This window comes from Mumia quercus (genome assembly GCF_025506335.1).
Lineage (GTDB): Bacteria > Actinomycetota > Actinomycetes > Propionibacteriales > Nocardioidaceae > Mumia > Mumia quercus.
The window spans coordinates 225,037-245,185 of sequence record NZ_JANZYO010000003.1; the positions used below are offsets into that span (position 1 = coordinate 225,037).

At 71.6% G+C, this 20,149-nt stretch carries 13 protein-coding genes; 7 read left to right on the top strand and 6 right to left on the bottom strand.

Features of this window, described 5'->3' with window-relative positions; translation table 11 throughout:
* Positions 1-7 precede the first annotated feature (7 nt).
* Positions 8-1,633 (top strand): GMC family oxidoreductase, encoded by a 1,626-nt coding sequence (locus NYZ95_RS07590; RefSeq protein ID WP_262850319.1) that lies wholly within the window; start codon positions 8-10, stop codon positions 1,631-1,633.
* A 61-nt stretch (positions 1,634-1,694) separates the two neighbouring features.
* Here the strand turns inward: NYZ95_RS07590 and NYZ95_RS07595 are convergent, their stop codons facing one another.
* Positions 1,695-2,510 (bottom strand): alpha/beta fold hydrolase, encoded by an 816-nt coding sequence (locus NYZ95_RS07595; RefSeq protein ID WP_262850320.1) that lies wholly within the window; start codon positions 2,508-2,510, stop codon positions 1,695-1,697.
* Between the two features lie 868 nt (positions 2,511-3,378).
* On the opposite strand from NYZ95_RS07595, the gene NYZ95_RS07600 reads away from it, so the two are divergent.
* Positions 3,379-4,944 (top strand): aldehyde dehydrogenase family protein, encoded by a 1,566-nt coding sequence (locus NYZ95_RS07600; protein ID WP_262850321.1) that lies wholly within the window; start codon positions 3,379-3,381, stop codon positions 4,942-4,944.
* 57 nt (positions 4,945-5,001) lie between these two features.
* On the opposite strand, the gene pta is transcribed toward NYZ95_RS07600, so the two are convergent.
* The 3 genes from pta to NYZ95_RS07615 are packed head-to-tail and all read right to left on the bottom strand — an operon-like array spanning position 5,002 to position 10,218.
* Complete coding sequence (gene pta / locus NYZ95_RS07605) at positions 5,002-7,083, bottom strand: phosphate acetyltransferase (RefSeq protein WP_262850322.1); 2,082 nt, start codon at positions 7,081-7,083, stop codon at positions 5,002-5,004.
* A gap of 27 nt (positions 7,084-7,110) precedes the next feature.
* Positions 7,111-7,629, bottom strand: a complete 519-nt coding sequence (locus NYZ95_RS07610) for a GNAT family N-acetyltransferase (protein WP_262850323.1) — start codon at positions 7,627-7,629, stop codon at positions 7,111-7,113.
* 30 nt (positions 7,630-7,659) lie between these two features.
* Positions 7,660-10,218: a DEAD/DEAH box helicase gene (locus NYZ95_RS07615; RefSeq protein ID WP_262850325.1), complete on the bottom strand. Its 2,559-nt coding sequence runs from the start codon at positions 10,216-10,218 to the stop codon at positions 7,660-7,662.
* Positions 10,219-10,300: 82 nt separating this feature from the next.
* Here NYZ95_RS07615 and NYZ95_RS07620 point away from each other — a divergent pair, with 82 nt between their 5' ends.
* Positions 10,301-11,071 carry an SGNH/GDSL hydrolase family protein gene (locus NYZ95_RS07620; RefSeq protein WP_262850326.1) on the top strand — a complete coding sequence of 257 codons (771 nt, stop codon included), beginning with the start codon at positions 10,301-10,303 and terminating at the stop codon, positions 11,069-11,071.
* Between the two features lie 26 nt (positions 11,072-11,097).
* On the opposite strand, the gene NYZ95_RS07625 is transcribed toward NYZ95_RS07620, so the two are convergent.
* Positions 11,098-12,066, bottom strand: a complete 969-nt coding sequence (locus tag NYZ95_RS07625; RefSeq protein WP_262850327.1) for a type IV toxin-antitoxin system AbiEi family antitoxin domain-containing protein — start codon at positions 12,064-12,066, stop codon at positions 11,098-11,100.
* 109 nt (positions 12,067-12,175) lie between these two features.
* Here NYZ95_RS07625 and ggt point away from each other — a divergent pair, with 109 nt between their 5' ends.
* Together ggt and NYZ95_RS07635 are read left to right on the top strand one after the other, a co-directional pair.
* On the top strand, positions 12,176-13,996 hold the full coding sequence (gene ggt, locus NYZ95_RS07630) for a gamma-glutamyltransferase (protein ID WP_262850328.1): 1,821 nt from the start codon (positions 12,176-12,178) through the stop codon (positions 13,994-13,996).
* Between the two features lie 61 nt (positions 13,997-14,057).
* Entirely contained in the window at positions 14,058-17,462 is a 3,405-nt protein-coding gene (locus tag NYZ95_RS07635; protein ID WP_262850330.1) for a DEAD/DEAH box helicase, read from the top strand.
* Here NYZ95_RS07635 and NYZ95_RS07640 read toward each other — a convergent pair.
* Positions 17,440-18,747, bottom strand: a complete 1,308-nt coding sequence (locus tag NYZ95_RS07640; protein WP_262850332.1) for an isochorismate synthase — start codon at positions 18,745-18,747, stop codon at positions 17,440-17,442. The two genes, NYZ95_RS07635 and NYZ95_RS07640, sit on opposite strands and share 23 nt — an antisense overlap.
* Positions 18,748-18,807: 60 nt before the next feature.
* Between NYZ95_RS07640 and NYZ95_RS07645 the strand changes: the two genes are divergently transcribed.
* Together NYZ95_RS07645 and NYZ95_RS07650 are read left to right on the top strand one after the other, a co-directional pair.
* Positions 18,808-19,506, top strand: coding sequence for a demethylmenaquinone methyltransferase (locus tag NYZ95_RS07645; protein ID WP_262850334.1), 699 nt, complete (start codon positions 18,808-18,810; stop codon positions 19,504-19,506).
* Positions 19,507-19,788: 282 nt separating this feature from the next.
* A complete protein-coding gene (locus tag NYZ95_RS07650) occupies positions 19,789-20,148 on the top strand; it encodes an NADH-quinone oxidoreductase subunit A (RefSeq protein ID WP_262850336.1) in 360 nt (119 codons plus the stop codon).
* Position 20,149 lies beyond the last annotated feature (1 nt).

Below are 20,149 nucleotides of genomic sequence, written 5' to 3' on the forward strand. Positions count from 1 at the left end.
TTCGGCCATGACGTCGTACGACTACGTGGTGGTGGGAGCCGGCAGCGCCGGAGCGGTGGTCGCAGCAAGACTCACGGAGGACCCGTCGGTGTCTGTCCTCCTGCTGGAGGCCGGGCCGGTCGACGACGCGGACGAGATCGCGATCCCGGCCGCCTTCTCGCAGCTCATCAAGACCCGGTGGGACTGGGGCTACACCACCGTCGCTCAGAAGCAGCTCAACGGCCGCACCGCCTACTGGCCCCGGATGAAGGCGCTCGGCGGCTGCTCCTCGATGAACGCGATGATCTACATCCGCGGCAACCGGGTCGACTACGACACGTGGCGCGACGCGTACGGGGCGACGGGCTGGGGGTACGACGACGTCCTCCCGTACTTCCTGCGGTCGGAGGGCAACACCCGCCTCGGCGGTCCGTACCACGGCCAGCACGGTCCGCTGCACGTCGAGGACCGCACCTACACCCACCCGCTGACCGCGGCGTGGGTCGAGTCGGCGGTCGCGTCGGGCCTGAAGGCGACCGACGACTTCAACGGCGCGTCGCAGGACGGGGCAGGGCAGTACCAGGTGACGTGCCGCAAGGGACGGCGCTGGTCCGTCGTCGACGCGTACCTGCGTCCGGCCCTCGACCGTCCCAACCTCACGGTGCTCACCGACGCCCTGGTCACGCGCGTCGTGATCGAGGGCGGCCGGGCGACCGGCGTCGCGTACCGTGCGGCCGGCGCCGAGCAGGTGGCGCGGGTTGAGCGCGAGGTCGTCCTCTCCGGCGGCGCCGTCAACAGCCCGCAGCTGCTCATGCTCTCCGGCATCGGGCCGGCCGCCCACCTGCGCGAGCACGGCATCGACGTGGTCGCGGACGTGCCCGGGGTCGGCGCGAACCTCCACGACCACCCGGCGCTGCCGCTGGTGTGGGCGACCCGGGACACGACGGACCTCGCGGAGGCGTCGTCGCTCGGCAACCTGCTGCGGTGGAAGGCCACCGGCAAGGGGCCGCTCGCGTCGAACGTCGGGGAGGCGGGCGCGTTCTTCGCCACCCGCGACGGGTTGGCGGCGCCGGACTTCCAGGCGCACGTCGCGCCGAGCGCGTTCTACGACAACGGCATGCACGAGCCCAAGGTCCGGTCGATGACCATCGCGCCGACGCTGGTGAGCGTGGCGAGCCGCGGGTCGCTGCGGCTGCGGTCGGCCGACCCGACGTGGCACCCGGAGATCGACGCGGCCTACTACGACGACCAGACCGACCTCGACGCGATGGTCGCCGGGACGCAGCGGTTGCTCGACACCGTGTCGACCGGCCCGCTCGCGCGGCTGCTCAAGGACCTGTGGCTGCCGAACGCACGGCGCGCCGTCCCGACCGAGGCCGAGCTCGTCGCGCACGCGCGGGCGCAGACCCAGACGTTGTTCCACCCGGTCGGCACCTGCGCGATGGGGTCCGGCGAGGGTGCGGTGGTCGATCCGGAGCTGCGGGTGCGGGGTGTCGAAGGGCTGCGGGTCGCGGACGCGTCGGTCATGCCGGTCGTCCCGCGAGGCAACACCAACGCCCCGACGATCATGGTGGGGGAGAAGGCGGCGGATCTCCTGCGTGGCCGGGTGCTCCCGCCGGCGCGGGTCGGGTCCGGTGCCGCGTTGGTGCGCTAGTGGTCACGTGATCGCCGTCGGTGACCACTGAGGCACCAACGCGTCGCGCGCGGGTCGGAGGTCAGGCGAAGAACGCGGCAAGCGCGGGCGCGAGGGCGTTCGGGTCGACGTCGTGCGTCTGGTCGGGGAGCGAGCGGTACGCGGCCGCGCGGACGACGCACGCGACGATCCGCGACGGACGGCGCAGCAGCTCCGGACTGGCGGCGCCGTCGAGCACGAGCGTCGGTACGTCGATCGCCTCGAACCGCGTGCGCGGCACGATCCCGTCGCCGAGGAGCGCGAGGTCGTACGCGAGGGTGGGCGCCAGCGCCGCGTACTCCCGCCACACCGGGGTGTGCCGTACGAGCGTGACGACCTCTTGGGGCATGCCGGTGAGCGTCATGAGCGCGGCGACCGCGTCGTCGAACCGGACCGGCCCGCGCGCGTCGTCGGCGAGGATCGCCTCGAGCTCCTTGCGGGTGCGGCGCACGTCTGCGGGGCCGGTGACCTCGGCCGTGTACGGCGGCTCGTAGACGGCGAGGCGTCGTACGGTCACGCCCGCGGCGACGGCCTCGAGCGCCAGCGCGGCGCCGGAGGACATGCCGAAGAGGCACGCGTCGCCGCCGGCGAGGGCGACCACGGCCGTGAGGTCCTCGACCTCGCGCGCCGGCGCGTACGGGTGGGTGTCGGTGCTCCCGCCGCGCCCGCGGCGGTCGTAGTCGAAGACCGTGAAGCGCGTCGCCAGCGCCGCCGCGAGTGGGCGCCCCGGATCCGTGCGCGCGCACGTGAGCGCCCCGTCGACGAGCACGACCGGCGGTCCGCTCCCGCGCCGCGTCACGGCGATCACGGTGCCGTCGGCGGACGCGACGCAACCGCGCATCGGCTGGGGAGCGCTCATGCCCGTACGACCGTAGGTGCAGGCCGAACTCATCGCGGCAGGGTGCTGTGTCAGAACATGAACAAGGTTCGGTCACAAACCGGCGGGCGGGCTTGCCGGGGATGGCCACAAGCCAGGATGGTGTGCTTCGGCGGCTCGCCTTTCGGGTGAACGGGGACGTCGTCGTTCGCCGGCCGCACACTCCCCAGGTCCCGATGGACTGGAGTTCGTACAGAAGCCCCCCACGTCCAATCGCGTCATGCGTAGCACGAGGCGGTTTGGCGGCCTGCTCGCGCGCAGGTAGTCACTCAATTGTCGCCGCGGAGTTTCGATGAAGTTGATACGGTTACGATTTTTCATCCAGTGCATCTTTCTCCTCCCTGTATCGATCGTTCTGTTTTTCAGTCCATATCCGGTAATCGGGCTGGTCCCGCTGATGGTGCTTATCTCCATCACCTTATTGATTATTCAGGAGCATCGACGCGGCGGAGACAGTGCATCGCGACGCGGTGGATGGGAGTTTGACCTGGCGTTAATGCCCGCTATTGGCGCGGCCCCGGCCCTTTGGGTTGCATTCGTAGTAACCGGCGAATCGATATATAGGTCAATAGCGCTCATATGCGCAATTGCACTCACGGCGCCGGGTCTACTCGCCATCCTCCTGGGGCATCGAGTGGCCGCGGCCGATACCCAGTGAGGTCTTCTCGCCGGGTCAGTCGTGCGGGGACGGCGTTGGATGGGCGCTTGCCATGATGACCTCGGCGCTCTTCGCCACCGACGCGGTGCTCGCCGTCGTCGGCAGCGCCTGGTTACCGTCTGTGATCGCGCGCTACCGCGCAGTAGGCTTCGAGGGCACCGCCTGTGCCGCACGTCACAACCGGAGGATCCGATGACGACCACCAGCTCGACGCCGAAGAAGCGCTCCCGCTCCCGCAAGTCCGCCGACACGAGCGCGAACGAGGAGCAGACGGCTGCGGCGCCGCAGACGTTCGACTCGCTGAGCCCGGTGACGGGCGACGTCGTCGGCACCTACCCGGCGATGTCGCGCGAGGAGGTCGACGCCGCTGTCGAGCGTGCGCGCCCGGCGGCGGCATGGTGGGGGTCGCTCGACTTCGCCGACCGCAAGGAGATCCTCAACCGCTGGAAGGGCGTCATCACGCGCCGCATCCACCAGCTCGCCGACGTCGTCCACGCCGAGACCGGCAAGCCGCACAGCGACGCCGTCCTCGAGATCGGGCTCGCGATCGACCACCTCGCGTGGGCCGCGGGCCACGCCAAGAAGCTGCTCGGCCGCCGTACGGTCAACCCTGGCCTGCTCATGGTCAACCAGAAGGCCACCATCGAGTACAAGCCGCTCGGGGTCGTCGGCGTCATCGGCCCCTGGAACTACCCGGTCTTCACGCCGATGGGCTCGATCGCGTACGCCCTGGCGGCCGGCAACGCGGTCGTGTTCAAGCCCAGCGAGTACACGCCGGGCGTCGGCCAGTGGCTCGTCGACTCGTTCACCGAGGTCGTGAGTGAACACCCAGTGCTCCAGCTCGTCACCGGGCTCGGCGAGACCGGAGCGGCGCTGGCGTCGGCGAAGGTGGACAAGGTCGCCTTCACCGGGTCGCCGGGCACGGGCCGCAAGGTCATGGAGGCGGCCGCCAAGAACCTCACGCCCGTCGTCATCGAGGCCGGCGGCAAGGACGCGATGATCGTCGACGAGGACGCCGACCTCGCTGCCGCAGCCGACGCCGCCCTGTGGGCCGGCATGTCCAACGCGGGCCAGACGTGCATCGGCATGGAGCGCGTGTACGTCCACCAGAAGGTCTTCGACGACTTCGTCGCCGAGCTGACCGCGCAGGCCTCGAACGTACGGGCGGGCAGCGACGCCGACGCCAAGTTCGGGCCGATCACCATGCCTGGCCAGCTCCCGATCATCAAGCGCCACATCGACGACGCGCTCGAGCGTGGCGGCCGTGCCGTCGTCGGCGGCGCGGACGCGGTGGGGGACCGGTACGTGCAGCCGACGGTCCTCGTCGACGTTCCGGAGGACTCGGTCGCCGTCACCGAGGAGACCTTCGGCCCGACGCTCGTCGTCAACAGCGTGCCGTCGATGGAGGACGCCATCCGCCGCACCAACGCGACCTCGTACGGGCTCGGCGGGGCGGTCTTCGGCAAGGAGCGTGCCGAGGCGATCGCCCACCGGATCCGGTCGGGCATGACGTCGGTCAATTCGGTCACGTCGTTCGCGGGCGTGCCGTCGCTGCCGTTCGGCGGGGTCGGCGAGTCCGGCTTCGGACGCATCCACGGCGAGGACGGGCTCAAGGAGTTCACGTACGCCCACGCCGTGACCGTGCCGCGGTTCAAGCCGGCGATGGTGCTCACCAGCTTCAAGCGGACCGCCGCTCAGGACAAGACGCTCACGACGCTGCTGTCCGTGCTGCACGGCGGCAAGCAGCTCAAGGGCTGACCCCGCCCACACTTTCCGTTGGCCCCAACGGAGAGTGGCCGGCCAGCGCGCCCGCGGTCAGCCGGCGGTGAGCTGCTGGGCCTGGATCGCGGTGATAGCCACGGTGTTGACGATGTCGCGCACCGTGGCGCCGCGTGACAGGTCGTTGACCGGCTTGCGCAGCCCCTGCAGCACCGGCCCGACGGCCACCGCGCCCGCCGACCGCTGCACGGCCTTGTACGTGTTGTTGCCGGTGTTGAGGTCCGGGAAGACGAACACGGTCGCGCGCCCCGCCACCTCGGACTCGGGCAGCTTCGTGCGGGCGACCGCGAGGTCGATCGCGGCGTCGTACTGGATCGGCCCTTCGATCATCAGCTCCGGCGCCCGCTCCTGAGCGAGGCCGGTCGCGTTCAGGACCTTCTCGACGTCGGCGCCGCTGCCGGAGCTGCCGGTCGAGTACGACAGCATCGCGACGCGCGGCTCGATGCCGAACGCCTGCGCGGTGTACGCCGACGAGATCGCGATGTCGGCGAGCTGGGTCGCGTCGGGGTCGACGACGACGGCGCAGTCGCCGTAGACCAGGACCTGGTTCTCGAGGCACATGAAGAACACCGACGACACGGTCGACACCCCGGGCACCGTCTTCACGACCTCCAGCGCCGGGCGGATCGTGTGGGCCGTGGTGTGCACGGCACCGGAGACCATGCCGTCGGCGTGGCCGAGCTCGACCATCATCGTGCCGAAGTACGACACGTCGGTGACCGTCGTACGCGCGTCGTCGAGGTCGACGCCACGGTGCTTGCGCCGCCGGTAGTACTCCTGGGCGAAGTGCTCGCGGTCGTCCGACGTCCGTGGGTCGATCACCTTTGCCGCGGAGACGTCGACGCCGAGACTCGCGGCGCGCCCGGTCACCGCGATCGGGTCGCCGAGCAGCGTCAGGTCGGCGACGCCGCGCCGCAGCAGGATGTCGGCGGCGCGCAGGATGCGCTCGTCCTCACCCTCCGGCAGGACGATGTGCCGTCGGTCGGCCGTCGCCCGGTCGAGGATCGTGTGCTCGAACATCAGCGGGGTCACCGCCGTCGTCCGCGACACCTCCAGCCGGTCGAGGAGGGCGTCGCCGTCCACGTGCTCGGCGAACACCGCAAGGGCCGTCGCGATCTTGCGCGGCGACTCGCGCGTCAGCCGACCACGGCGACCGGTCAGCGCCTGCGACGTCGCGTGAGTGCCGAGCTCGGTGGCGATGATCGGCATCGTCGAGCCGATGCCCTGCAGAAGTCGGTCGACCTGCTCCGGCAGGGCGATGCCGCCGTTGAGCACGATGCCGGCGATCTGCGGGAACTCCGTCGACGCGTGCGCCGTCAGAACCCCGAGCACGATCTCCGGCCGGTCGCCCGGCACGATCACGACGGCGCTCTCAAAGAGCCGGTCGAGGACGTTCGGGAGGGTCATCGCCGCCACGACGAAGCCGCTGGCCTCGCGACCCAGCAGCCGCTCGTCACCCCGTACGAGGGTGCCGTCGCAGGCGGCCATCAGGTCGGCGACGGTCGGGGCCGAGAGCACCGGCTCGTCCGGCACGGCGTACACGAGCACGTCGCGGTCCACGAGCGACGCAGGATCAGCGGAGACCTCGGGGTCGGTCACGCGGTTGACGACCACGGCGAACAGCTCGGCGTGGTTCGCCTCGAGCTCGGCCACGGCGACGTCGGAGATGCTCGCGACCTCCGCGCGCGTACGGTCGGCGCCGTTGAGCACCAGCAGCACGGGGGAGGCGAGGTTGGCCGCGACGCGGGCGTTGTAGACGAACTCGGTCGGCGCGGCGACGTCCGTGTAGTCGGTGCCGACCACCACGACGACGTCGCACGTGGCCGCGACGGCGGCGTGCCGGTCGATGATCCGCTCCATCGCCGCGACGGGATCGGCGTGGATCTCCTCGTACGTGGTCCCGACCGCGTCCTCGTACGACGTCGTCACCGCGTCGTGCGCGACCAGCATGTCGAGCACGTAGTCCCGACCCCCCGTGGCGGCGACGTCGCCCCGCACGATCGGCCGGAAGACGCCCACGCGTCGTACGCGCCGTGACAGCTGCTCGACCACGCCGAGCGCCACGGTGGACTTGCCGGTGAACCCCTCGACGGACGCGATGTAGACGCTGCTTCCCACGGGCACGAGCCTAGGCGCGAGCGGCGTTCACAGCGACAGCAGCATCGTGATGTCGTCGCGGTCGTCGTGAGGGCCGACGCGGATCGCGCCCGGCACCCGTCCGACCTCCTTGTAGCCGCACCGCGCGTAGAAGTCCTCCAGCCCGAGCCCGCCGCGGCAGCTGAGCCGTACGGCCTCGATGCCGGGCATGCTGCGCGCCAGCGACGCGAGCGAGAGCATCAGCGCGAAGCCCGCCCCGCGCCCCTGCGCCTTCGGGTGGACCATGACCGTCTTCGCCCAGACCCAGTGCTGCATGAGCCGGTGGGTGTTGGTCTCCAGGAAGCCCGCGGCGCGGACCCGCTCGCCGTCGAGGCCGACGACCAGCCGCATCCGCCCCTCCTCGACCGCGCGCAGCTGCTCGTCGAGGACCGGCTCGACGTCGAGCGGCGAGACGGGCGGGACGAAACCGATCGCACCCCCGGCGTTCGAGGCGTCGGTCCAGGTCTTGAGCAGGCCGGCGCGCAGCGTCCGGGTGACGGTCGGGTCAGCGACGAAGAAGAGAGCCACGCGGAGACGGTACGAGACGCGTTCGCGGCCTCAGGCGCCGACGTCCGTCTGGGGGCCCACGTCCGTGATCTGCACGACTGCCTCGCCGGCCTCGTCGGAGGCGTCGAGGTGCACCGTCGCGAAGATCGCCCAGTCGCGGTCGCCCTCGGGGTCGTCGAGGATCTGACGCACGTGCCAGACGCGACTCTCCGCGCCCTCGGGGTCGGTGTCCACCACGAGCATCGCGGGCCCGCGTGCGTCCGGGCCCGTGCCGAGCGTGTCGTACTCGGCGAAGTAGTCCTGGATCGCCTCCTGCCACACGTCGGCGTTCCACCCGGCCGCCCCGTCCATCGCCCCGAGGTCGATCCACCGGCGCAGCGCCATCAGCTCGACCCGGCGGAACAGCGCGTTGCGCACCAGCACCCGGAACGCCCGCTCGTTGGACGTCACCGGCGGCGGCCCGGCGTCGACGGCGTCGTGCTGCGCGATGACGACGTCGACCGAGCCGCCCTCGCCGGCAGCCAGCGCCTCCCACTCGTCGAGGAGGCTCGAGTCGGTCTGACGCACGACCTCGCCGAGCCAGTAGGTGATGTCGTCGATCTCGTCGGTGACGTAGGAGTCAGGAACGGTGTGCCGCAGCGTGCGGTAGACGTCGGACAGGTAGCGCAGGACGAGCCCCTCCGAGCGCGCGAGCTGGTACATGCTCACGTACTCGGCGAACGTCATCGACCGCTCCCACATCTCGCGGGCGACCGACTTCGGCTTGAGCTGGTAGTCGGAGACCCACGGGTGGCCCGAGCGGTACGCCTCGTACGCGACCTCGAGCTCGTCGCGCAGCGGCTGCGGGTGCTCGACGTCCTCGAGGAGCTCCATGCGCTCCTCGTACTCCAGGCCCTCCGCCTTCATCTCGGCGACCGCCTCGCCCTTCGCGCGGTTGCGCTGGGCGGTGATGATCGGACGCGGGTCCTCGAGGATCGCCTCGAACACCGACACGACCTCGAGCGCGTACGTGGGGGAGTCGGGGTCGAGGATCTCCAGCGCGGCCACCGCGAACGGTGCCAGCGGCTGGTTGAGCGCGAAGTCCTCCTGCAGGTCGACCGTGAGCCGCACCGAACGGCCCTCGGCGTCGGGCTCGGCGAGCTCCTCGACGACGCCGCCCTCGATCAGGGTCTCGAAGATCGACTCCGCCTCGGCGAGCATCCGCTCCTGGTCGGCCTCGCTGGCGTGGGAGTCGGTGACCAGCGAGCGTACGGCGGCCCGCGCGTCGCCGGGACGGGCGACGAGGTTGAGCACCATCGCGTGCGTCATCCGCATCCGTGACGCGAGCGGCTCCGGCTGGCCGGTGGAGAGCTTGTCGAACGTCCGGTCGGACCAGTTGACGAAGCCCTCGGGCGGCTTCTTGCGCTGGATCTTGCGCAGCTTCTTGGGGTCGTCGCCGGCCTTGCGGACCATCTTGGCGTTCTCGACCTCGTGCTCGGGCGCCTGCACGACCACGCGGCCGATCGTGTCGTACCCGGCCCGTCCGGCACGCCCGGCGATCTGCTGGAACTCGCGCACGTGCAGGTGTCGCTGGCGGATGCCGTCGTACTTGGACAGACCCGAGAACAGGACCGTACGGATGGGGACGTTGATGCCGACGCCGAGCGTGTCGGTGCCGCAGACGACCTTGAGCAGGCCCTTCTGGGTGAGCCGCTCGACGAGGCGGCGGTAGCGCGGAAGCATCCCCGCGTGGTGCACGCCGATGCCCATCCGCACCAGCCGCGACAGCGTCTTGCCGAAGCCGGTCTGGAACCGGAAGTCGCCCAGCTCGCGCGCGATCGTGTCCTTCTCCGCCCGCGTCGTCACGTTGATGCTCGACAGGGCCTGCGCACGCTCGATGGCCGAGGCCTGGGTGAAGTGGACGATGTAGATCGGCGCCTGCCCGGTCGCCAGGAGCTCCTCGACCGTCTCGTGCACCGGCGAGGTCACGTACTCGTGGACGAGCGGGACCGGTCGCTCGGTGCCGGCGACGAGGGTCGTCTCGCGGCCCGTACGACGGGTGAGGTCCTGCTCGAAGCGCGTGGTGTCGCCGAGCGTCGCGGACATCAGCAGGAACTGCGCGTGCGGCAGCTCGAGCAGCGGCACCTCCCACGCCCAGCCGCGGTCCGGCTCGGAGTAGAAGTGGAACTCGTCCATCACGACGAGTCCGACCTCGGCCGTCGCGCCCTCGCGCAGGGCCTTGTTGGCGAGGATCTCCGCGGTTGCGGCGATGATCGGCGCGTCGGCGTTCACTGAGGCGTCGCCGGTCATCATCCCGACGTTGTCGGCGCCGAACATGTCCACCAGCGCGAAGAACTTCTCCGAGACCAGCGCCTTGATGGGGGCCGTGTAGAAGCTGCGCCGCCCCTTCGCGAGCGCGGCGAACTGCGCGCCCGCTGCGACGAGGCTCTTGCCCGAGCCGGTCGGTGTCGCGAGGATCACGTTCGAGCCGGAGACGATCTCGATGAGGGCGTCCTCCTGGGCGGGGTAGAGGGTCAGGCCCTCGCCCTCGGCCCAGCTGCTGAACGCGTCGAAGACGACGTCGGCGTCGTCGGACTCCTCGGCGGCGGGAAGGTGGTCGACGAGGCGCATGATGCAGCCATCATCGCACCCAGACACCACCGTCGGACGCCACCTCCACGGTCCTCAGGTCCCCCGGTGCGAGAATCGGCCCATGGCCAGCGAACCCCTGTACCACCGCTACGTCGCGCTGGGCGACTCGTTCACCGAGGGCGTCGGCGACCCTGACAAGCGCCGTCCCAACGGCCTGCGCGGCTGGGCCGACCGGGTGGCCGAGGTGCTGGCGACGAAGTCCGACGACTTCGGGTACGCCAACCTCGCGGTCCGCGGACGGCTGCTCAAGCCGGTGATCGCCGAGCAGCTGGAGCCGGCGCTGCGGCTCTCGCCGGACCTCGTCACGATCTACGCCGGCGGCAACGACATCCTGCGGCCGAAGGTCGACCTCGACCTCCTCGGCGAGCTGTACGACGCCGCGATCGGGCGCCTCGCTGTCTGCGGAGGGCGCGTCGTGATGTTCACCGGGTACGACCTCGGGTACGCGCCGGTGTTCGGCAAGCTGCGCGGCCGGGTGGCGATCTACAACGAGATCGTGCGCGAGATCGCCGACACCCACGGCGCGACGCTCGTCGACTTCTGGCGCTTCCGCGAGTTCCGTGACGACCGCTACTGGGACACCGACCGGCTCCACCTCTCGAGCTACGGCCACAAGCAGATGGCGATCCACGTCCTCGACACCCTCGGCATCAGCCACGACCTCAAGAAGCCGCGCCTGCCCAAGGCCGAGCCGCCCAGCAAGAAGCAGAAGCGCGACGCCGACCTCCAGTGGGCGAAGGAGTTCGCGGTGCCGTGGGTCCAGCGGCGAATCAACGGCACCTCCTCGGGCGACTCGGTCAAGCCCAAGCGCCCCACGCTCGAGCGCATCTGAGGCGACAGCGCGGTCCCTTGGTGTCATCAGGTGGCACCGAGGGACCGCACTGCGCACTCGGGTGACGCGCACGGGCGAGGAGCACCGTCCCAGCCGTGGTGCTGGAGCAGGCGCGCAAGCTTGACCGCGGTGCTGCAGGGCCGTCGGAACACCTGTCCCCACCCGAGCCGTGCCGTCGTACGCGCCGCGACGAGGACGTCGAGATCGCGCTCGAGGTCGGCGTCGCGGCGCTCGCTCGACTCGTGGTAGATCCGCCCGTCCAGCTCGACGACGACGCGGCCGTGCTCGACGTCGCGGTAGACCGAGGTCCCGCCGCCCGCGCTGGCGACCTGGCGCCGTCCGCGCGGGAGCCCGTGTGGTCGCTCGACACGGTGGAGGTAGCCGTGCTCGAGTACGGAGTGGGTTCCGTCCGCGATGTCCTGCAGCACAGCCTGCACCCACCGCCGGCCCGTGACGCGGGACCGCGCGGCGAGCGCCTCCGCGAGCCGTCGTGCCGTCGTCCGTCGGGACGCACACGCTGCGGCGAGCGCGGCGACCGCGCCCACCTCGTCGGTCGCTGCGAGGGCGACGTCGAGCACCGCCTCGTCGTACCTCAGACGCGGAGGAGACTGGTGCCACTGCACGCGATCCTCCACGCGCGCACACCTGGAGATCGCGACGTGCTCGGGAGCAGCTTTGAGATGGCGGTCGCGCGAGACGACGATCGTCACGGTCTCCGGGACCGTGGTCTCGAGTGCCCGCCGCTCGGCTGCTCGTATCGCCGACTCGCCACCGAGTGCCGCCGGCCACGCGTAGAGAACGGCACCCCACGCGCGCTGGATCCACGTCGGGTGTCCGGTGTGGTTCACGTAGACGCCCGCGAAGAGCGGCACGAGGTCCTTGCGGCGGATGAGCCGACGGATGTCATGAGACTCGAGGCCGAGCTCCAGGAGCTGTCGCCGGGCGACGACGCCCCGCTGTGTGGACAGGAGGTCGGCGAGTGCGAGAGCGTCCACGACGGAAGGGTCGCGTAATCCGACGCTCGCTCGCTGGCGTCGTCCACAGGCGGGCTCACCGGCGCCGCGAGGGGTTGCGCGCTGCGGCAGGCCCTGAGACCGTCGAGCGATGAGGCTTCCGAGCATCACCCTCGCCGCTGCCCTGACCCTCACCGCGACCGGACTCGTCGGCGCCGCCCCCGCGCAGGCGCACCGACCCTCGCCGCCTCCTCAACCCACGCCCACGTCGTACGGCACGGGCGGGGCCGTCTCCTCGGTCGACGCGACCGCGAGCCGGGTCGGACGCGACGTGCTGGCGCGCGGCGGCAACGCGGCGGACGCCGCGGTCGCGATGGCGGCCACGCTCGGCGTCACCGAGCCGTACAGCGCGGGCATCGGGGGCGGAGGCTACTTCGTCTTCTACGACGCGAAGAAGCGCAAGGTCTCCACGATCGACGGCCGCGAGACCGCGCCGGCCGGGATCACGCCCGACGCGTTCATCGACCCGGCGACCGGTCAGCCGTACCGGTTCTCCCCGGAGCTCGTCTCCTCCGGCGTCGCTGTCGGCGTCCCCGGCACGGTCGCGACGTGGGACGCGGCGCTGAAGCGCTTCGGCAAGCGCAGCCTCGCCCGTTCGCTCGCCCCGGCGATCGAGGTCGCCCGCAAGGGCTTCCCGGTCGACCAGACGTTCCGGAGCCAGACCCTGGACAACAAGGCGCGGTTCGCGGCGTTCCCGGACACCGCCGCGCTCTTCCTGCCCGGCGGTGACGCGCCGCAGGTCGGCACCACCTTCCGCAACGCCGATCTCGCCCGTACGTACGCCGCGATCGCCCAGCGTGGTCCCAGGGCGTTCTACCAGGGGGCGCTCGCCGGCGAGATCGCCGAGACCGTCCAGGCTCCGCCGAAGGACCCGGCCTCGGCCCTCCCCGCCCCGCCCGGGTCGATGACCACCGACGACCTCGCGTCGTACCGCGTCCGGCACCAGGCGCCGTCGAAGGTGAGCTACCGCGGGCACGACGTCTACTCGATGGCGCCGTCGAGCTCGGGCGGCACCACGGTCGGCGAGGCGCTGAACATCCTCGAGAACTACCGCCTCCGCGGCGGCTCCGGCACCGCGCAGAGCCTCCACCTCTTCCTGGAGGCCAGCGCGCACGCGTTCGCCGACCGCAACGCGTACGTCGGCGACCCGGCGTTCGTGGACGTCCCGACCAAGACGCTGCTGAGCCAGCGTTTCGCCGACTCGCGCGCCTGCGTGATCGACCCGACGAAGGCCGCGGTACGCCCGGTGGCGCCGGGTGCGCTCGACGGGCGCGGCTGCGGCACCGCCGCCCGTACGGAGAAGCCGGACACGGAGAACGTCTCGACCACCCACCTCTCGGTCGTCGACAAGTGGGGCAACGCCGTCGCGTACACGCTGACGATCGAGCAGACCGGCGGCTCCGGCATCACGGTCCCCGGCCGCGGGTTCCTGCTGAACAACGAGCTGACCGACTTCAGCACGGTCTACGACGCGAACGACCCGAACCGCATCCAGCCCGGCAAGCGCCCGCGCTCGTCGATGGCGCCGACGATCGTGGTCGACGGCGGCAAGGTGAAGTACGTCCTCGGCTCGCCCGGCGGTGCGACGATCATCACGACGGTGCTGCAGATCCTCGTCAACCGGATCGACCTGGGGATGACGCTTCCCGAGGCGGTCGCCGCCCCGCGCGCGTCGAGCCGCAACGCACCGACGACTCCTGCCGAGCCGTCCTTCATCGAGGCGTACGGGGCGGCGCTCGCGCCGTACCAGCAGCGTCTGGTGCCCTCCGGCGACGCGTTCACGTCCGCGGCGGAGATCGGTGCCGCGGCGACGATCGAGGTCGGGCGGCGCGGCACGATGATCGCGGCGGCCGAGCCCGTACGACGTGGAGGTGGGACAGGGCTGGTGGTGCGTCCCCACCGCGGCCGGTAGGGGCGCGCCCGCCTGGGGACGAACGCCGCGGGCCGTCAGCGGCGCGACCTAGGCTTGACGGGTGCTGACCCTCGCCGACCTCGCCGACCGGGCCCTCCTGCGTCTGCACGTGGACGAGGGCACGATCGACCGCGGTGCGGCGTACGCCCGCCAGGGGTACGTGATCGACCTCGACGTGGCGCGCAACCGGGACGGCTACGTGCTCCAGAGCAGCGTGGTCGGCAGCGGCGCGGCGACGTACCAGACGGTCGTCTCCGCCCGCCGCGACCACGACGCGCCGGTCGAGCTCTACACGGCCTGCTCGTGCCCGGTCGGCCGGTTCTGCAAGCACGCGGTCGCGACCGTCCTGGTGGCGCACGCCCGCGAGGCCGCGCCGACGACGGTCGCGTCGGCGGCCTCCGGACCGACGTGGGAGCGGATCTTGGACGAGCTCGTCGCCGACGTCGGCGACGACGCAGGCGCTGCCCCAGCGCCCCGTACGGCCGTCGGCGCGCTGGCGCTGCGCTTCGAGGTGACGCCGCCGCGCTTCGAGGAGCGGCGGTTCGGACGGGCCGCGCCCACGTCGCGCCGGCCGTCGCTGCGGCTGCGCCCGGTGACCCGCGGCCGACGAGGCGACTGGATCAAGTCGGGAGTCGGGTGGCGGGACCTCATCGTCGCCGATCCGCGAGACGGCCGGTTCGTGCCCGAGCACGTCGACGTGCTGCGGGCGATCCACGGCACGCACCGCGCGCGGATGTCGTACGGGTTCGGCTCGGAGGACACGCTCGCCCTCGGCAAGCTGGGCGCGTCGCTGTGGCGGCTGCTGCGCGAGGCCCACGAGGTCGGGCTGCCGCTGGTCGCCTCCGGGTTCGCCGACGTCCGGGTCGCCGCCCAGCCCGCCCGGCTCTCGATGGACGCGCAGTCCGACGGCGACGGGGGAGCGGTGCTCCTCGCGGGTGCCGGGGTCGGCGGGGCCTGGGTGCCTGCGGAGGACGCGACCCTGCTCGGCTCGCCCGAGCACGGGGTCGCGCTCTGGGAGGGCGACGGCGACGAGGCCGTGGTGACGCTCGCTCCCCTCGACCGGACGCCGACGCCTGCCGTGCGCGAGCTCTTCACCACGGGCCGCCAGGTCGCGGTGCCGCGCGAGGGCATGGACGACCTGCTCCACACGTACCTTCCGCGGGTACGCCGGCTCGTCGAGGTGACCTCGCGCGACGACTCGGTGGCGGTCCCCGACCCGCCCGTGCCTCACCTCGTCCTCGCCGTGTCGTGGGTGGGCGGCCACGAGGTGCGCCTGGCGTGGTCGTGGCACTACCGGACGCCGGGGACCGGCCAGACCGTCCGGGTCTTCGGGCTGGACGAGGAGCCGGCCCCGTACGGCGTGCGTGACGAGAGCCTCGAGCGCGACGCCCTCGACCGGCTGGTGCTCGACGACGCCGCCTCGGTGCTGCTGCTGCGCGCGGGCACCGCGGGGCCCCGCCCGTACGCGGAGCTGGTGCTGCGCGAGATGGACGCGGTCCGGTTCGCCGAGGAGATCCTCCCCGCGCTGCAGCGCCACCCCGCGTTCGAGGTCCACGCCGACGGTCAGCCGCAGTTCCGCGAGGTGCTCGGCAAGCCCGAGATCCAGTTCACCGCGGCGCCGGCCCCGTCAGGCCGTACGGACTGGCTCGACCTCGAGGTCGTCGTCACCATCGGCGGCCGCCAGGTCGGGCTCGCGACCATCATCGAGGCGATCGCGACGGGCCAGGACAAGATCCTGCTGCACCAGACAGAGCGCAAGGGCACGTACCTCTACGTCTCGGTCGACCACCCCGAGCTCGATGCGCTCGCCCGGATGCTCGCGGACGCGCGCGCCCTCGACGACCGCCCCCGTGACGAGTCGACGATGAGCGTCGCCACGCAGGCCTTCGACCTGTGGGAGGAGCTGGACGAGCTCGGCGTCGTGGACGTGGAGGCGGCGCGCTGGGTCGCGCTCGCGCGCCGGCTCGCCGGTCGAGACGGCGTCCCCGAGGCGGCCGTGCCGGTCGGCCTGAAAGCAACCCTGCGCCCGTACCAGCGCGACGGGTTCTCGTGGCTCGCCTTCCTCGCCGAGCACAGCCTCGGCGGCATCCTGGCCGACGACATGGGCCTCGGCAAGACGCTGCAGGCGCTCGCGCTGATTGCCCACGTCCGCGAGCGTGAGCCCGACGCGCCGCCGTTCCTCGTGGTCGCCCCGACCAGCGTCGTCGGGACGTGGGCGAACGAGGCCGCCGCCTTCGCGCCCGACCTCGACGTGCGGACGGTGACCGAGTCCGCGGCACGCCGCCGGCAGCCGCTCGACGAGGTGGCCGCAGGCGCCGACGTCGTCGTGACCTCGTACACGCTGCTGCGGCTCGAGGCCGACGCGTACGCGCGCCTGTCGTGGTCGGGTCGCATCCTCGACGAGGCGCAGGCGGTCAAGAACCACCGCGGCAAGACCTACCAGGCCGTACGCCGGGTCGAGGCGCCGTTCAGCCTCGCCATCACCGGCACCCCGGTCGAGAACGACCTCATGGAGCTGTGGTCCCTACTGTCGCTGACGGCGCCCGGGCTCTTCCCGTACCCGCTCCAGTTCGCCCAGACGGTCGCTCAGCCGATCGAGAAGGGCGGTGACGCCGAGCAGCTCGCGCGGTTGCGGCGGCGGATCCGCCCGATCGTGCTGCGGCGCACCAAGGAGCTCGTCGCCTCCGACCTGCCGCCCAAGCAGGAGCAGGTGCTCGCGGTCGCGCTCTCGGCGCGGCACCGCAAGGTCTACGACACGCATCTCCAGCGCGAGCGCCAGCGGATCCTCGGCCTGCTCGCCGACGCCGGCGACGACGAGGTGGCGTTGCGGCGGCACCGGGTCACGATCTTCGCGGCGCTCACCCGTCTGCGGCAGCTCGCTCTCGACGCGGGCCTCGTCGACCCGGCGTACGACGCGATCGGGTCCGCCAAGGTCGACCTGCTCGTCGAGCACGTGCGCGAGCTCGCCGCCGAGGGCCACCGGGCGCTGGTCTTCAGCCAGTTCACGACGTTCCTGCGACGTGTCCAGGACCGGCTCGAGCACGAAGGCTTCACGACGTCCTACCTCGACGGCAGCACGCGCGACCGCGGTGCGGTGATCGACGGCTTCAAGAACGGCGACGACCCCGTCTTCCTGATCAGCCTCAAGGCGGGAGGAGTCGGGCTCACGCTGACCGAGGCCGACTACGTCTTCGTGCTCGACCCCTGGTGGAACCCTGCCGTCGAGGCCCAGGCCGTGGACCGCGCCCACCGGATCGGGCAGGAGTCACCGGTGATGGTCTACCGGCTCGTCGCGACCGGCACGATCGAGGAGAAGGTCGTCGAGCTCAAGGACCGCAAGGCCGAGCTGGTCGCGAGCGTGCTGGACGGCGGCGCGTCGGCGGGCAGGCTGAGCGCCGACGACCTCGCGGCGCTGCTGGGCGACGACGGCGGCGACGACGGGGTCAGCGGTCGTCGGTCGCCGTGAGCGCGTCGCGGACCGGCACGAGCTTGGCCTGCGACTCCGCGAGCTCGGCCTCCGGGTCGGAGTCGGCGACGATCCCGCATCCGGCGAACAGGCGGACGCGCGCGCCCTCGTACTCCGCCGAGCGCAGCGCGATGCCCCACTCGCCGTCACCGGCGGCGTCGATCCAGCCAACCGGCGCGGCGTAGCGGCCCCGGTCCAGCTCCTCGATCTCGTCGATGAGCGCGAGCGCCTCTGCGCGGGGCGTCCCGCCGACCGCCGCCGACGGGTGCAGCGCGGCGGCGAGGTCGAGCGCAGACGCCGACTCGTGCTCGGCGTCCACGACCCCCGCGACGTCGGTGGCGAGGTGCATGACGTTGGGGAGGTGGAGGACGAACGGCGCCTCGGGCACGTTCATCGACGAGCAGTACGGCTCCAGCGCGTCGGCGACCGAGCGCACCGCGTACTCGTGCTCCTCGAGGTCCTTGCTCGACCGCGCGAGCGAGCCGGCGAGGGCGAGGTCGCGGGAGTCGTCGCCCGTACGCCGGATCGTCCCGGCGAGCACGCGAGAGGTGACGAGGCCGCGCTCGCGCCGCACCAGCATCTCCGGTGTCGCGCCGAACAGGCGGTCGACGTGGAACGTCCAGCAGTTGGGGTAGGTCGCGGCGAGCCGGCGCAGCGGCGCGCGGACGTCGAGGGGGGCGGAGAGCTCGGCGACGAGGTCACGGGCGAGGACCACCTTGTCGAGGTCGCCGGCCTCGATCCGTCGGACGGCCTCGGACACGATCGACTCCCACCGGGCGCCGGAGGTCGAGCCGTCGGCGAACGCGACGTCCTGCGGGACGACGGGGTCGTCGGTGGGGCGGACCGGAGGCGCCGGCGCAAGGGCCGACTCGCGGATCGTCGTGACCCACGTCGTGCCGCCTCGTCGTCCCACGATCACGCTCGGCACGACGAGGACGGAGCTGCCGCCTGCCCGGCCGCGGGTGGCGCCGGACGAGCTCGTGAACGCGAACGACCCGAAGGCCACCAGTCCCGTACCCGCGACCTCGACCTTGTCGCGTACGACGGCGTGCGCGGAGATCTCGCGCCACCACGCGCTGGCCTCGCGGAAGCGTCCGTCCCCGCTCGTCTCGAGCCGTGCCGCCTCGCCCCAGGCCACGAGTCCGTCGCCGTCGCGGACCCACGCCAGGCCGCCCTCGGCAGGCAGCAGATGAGTCAGGGGGACGTCCAGCGAGGAGGGGTCGAGCGGGACCGTCTGGGCCACGAGACGGAGCGGTCCCTGGAGGGGCACGACGGTGTCGGTCACGTCAGCCAGGGTACGACCCGTGACATCGTGGCCGCCGCGGTGCGTGACACAGTGGGGCTCGTGAGCCGAGCGAGCCTGGACAAGCAGCCCCACGAGGTCGCGTCGATGTTCGACGCCGTCGCACGTCGCTACGACCTGACCAACGACGTGCTGTCGTTGGGCCAGGACCGTGCGTGGCGCCGCCGCGTCCGTGCGCTCGTGGGAGCTCGTGCGGGGGAGAGAGTGCTCGATCTCGCCGCCGGCACCGGCACCTCGTCGGTGCCCTTCGCCGAGGACGGGGCGTACGTCGTCCCGTGCGACTTCAGCCTGGGCATGCTGCGTGAGGGCAAGCGCCACCACGCCGCCCTGCCGTTCACCGCCGGCGACGGGATGCGTCTCCCGTTCGCCGACGAGACCTTCGACGCGGTCACGATCTCGTTCGGGCTGCGCAACGTCTACGAGCCGGCGGTCGCGCTCGAGGAGATGCTGCGCGTCACCAAGCCGGGCGGGCGGTTGGTGGTCTGCGAGTTCAGCCACCCCACGTTCGCGCCCTTCCGGAAGGTCTACCTCGAGTACCTGATGCGGGCGCTCCCGCCGGTCGCCCGCGCCGTCTCGTCCAACCCCGACTCGTACGTGTACCTCGCCGAGTCGATCATGTCGTGGCCCGACCAGCTGGGTCTCGCGAAGGTCATCGCGGAGACCGGTTGGGGCCCCGTCCGCTGGGAGAACCTCTCCGGCGGCATCGTCGCGCTCCACACCGCCACCAAGCCCACCCCCTGACGGCGAGAGACCTCCCGCCCACCGGCGAGAGACCCCTCGCGTATCCGCGAGAGGCCTAGGTCTCTCGTGTCCACAGCGGGGGTCTCTCGCGAGCGGAATTACGCAACGCATTCTGCGCGGAAACGCTGTCTGACCAGCGTTCTCAGGGGCCCGATGTGAGGTCGGCCACCCCCTGTCGTGGACACTCCTGACGCGTGGCATAGTGACGTGAAACACAGCAACTCACTTGCCAGTGAGGGCCTGTGGACCGGCTCGTGAAGGTTTTCACGAAGGGAGGATGCGGTGACCGAGTACACCCCGATCCTGGTGCTCGCCGCCATCTCGGGAGCATTCGCGGTTTTCTCCGTGCTGATCGCTCCGTTGACGGGGCCCAAGCGCTACAACCGCGCCAAGGTCGACTCGTACGAGTGCGGCATCGAGCCGTCGCCCCAGGCGGCCGGCGGCGGACGCATCCCGGTGAAGTACTTCATCACCGCGATGCTCTTCATCATCTTCGACGTGGAGATCATCTTCCTCTACCCCTTCGCGGTCGAGTTCGATCTTCTCGGCTGGTTCGGCATCGTCGAGATGCTGCTGTTCATCGCGACGGTCTTCGTCGCGTACGTGTACGTCTGGCGCCGCGGCGGACTGGAGTGGGACTGAC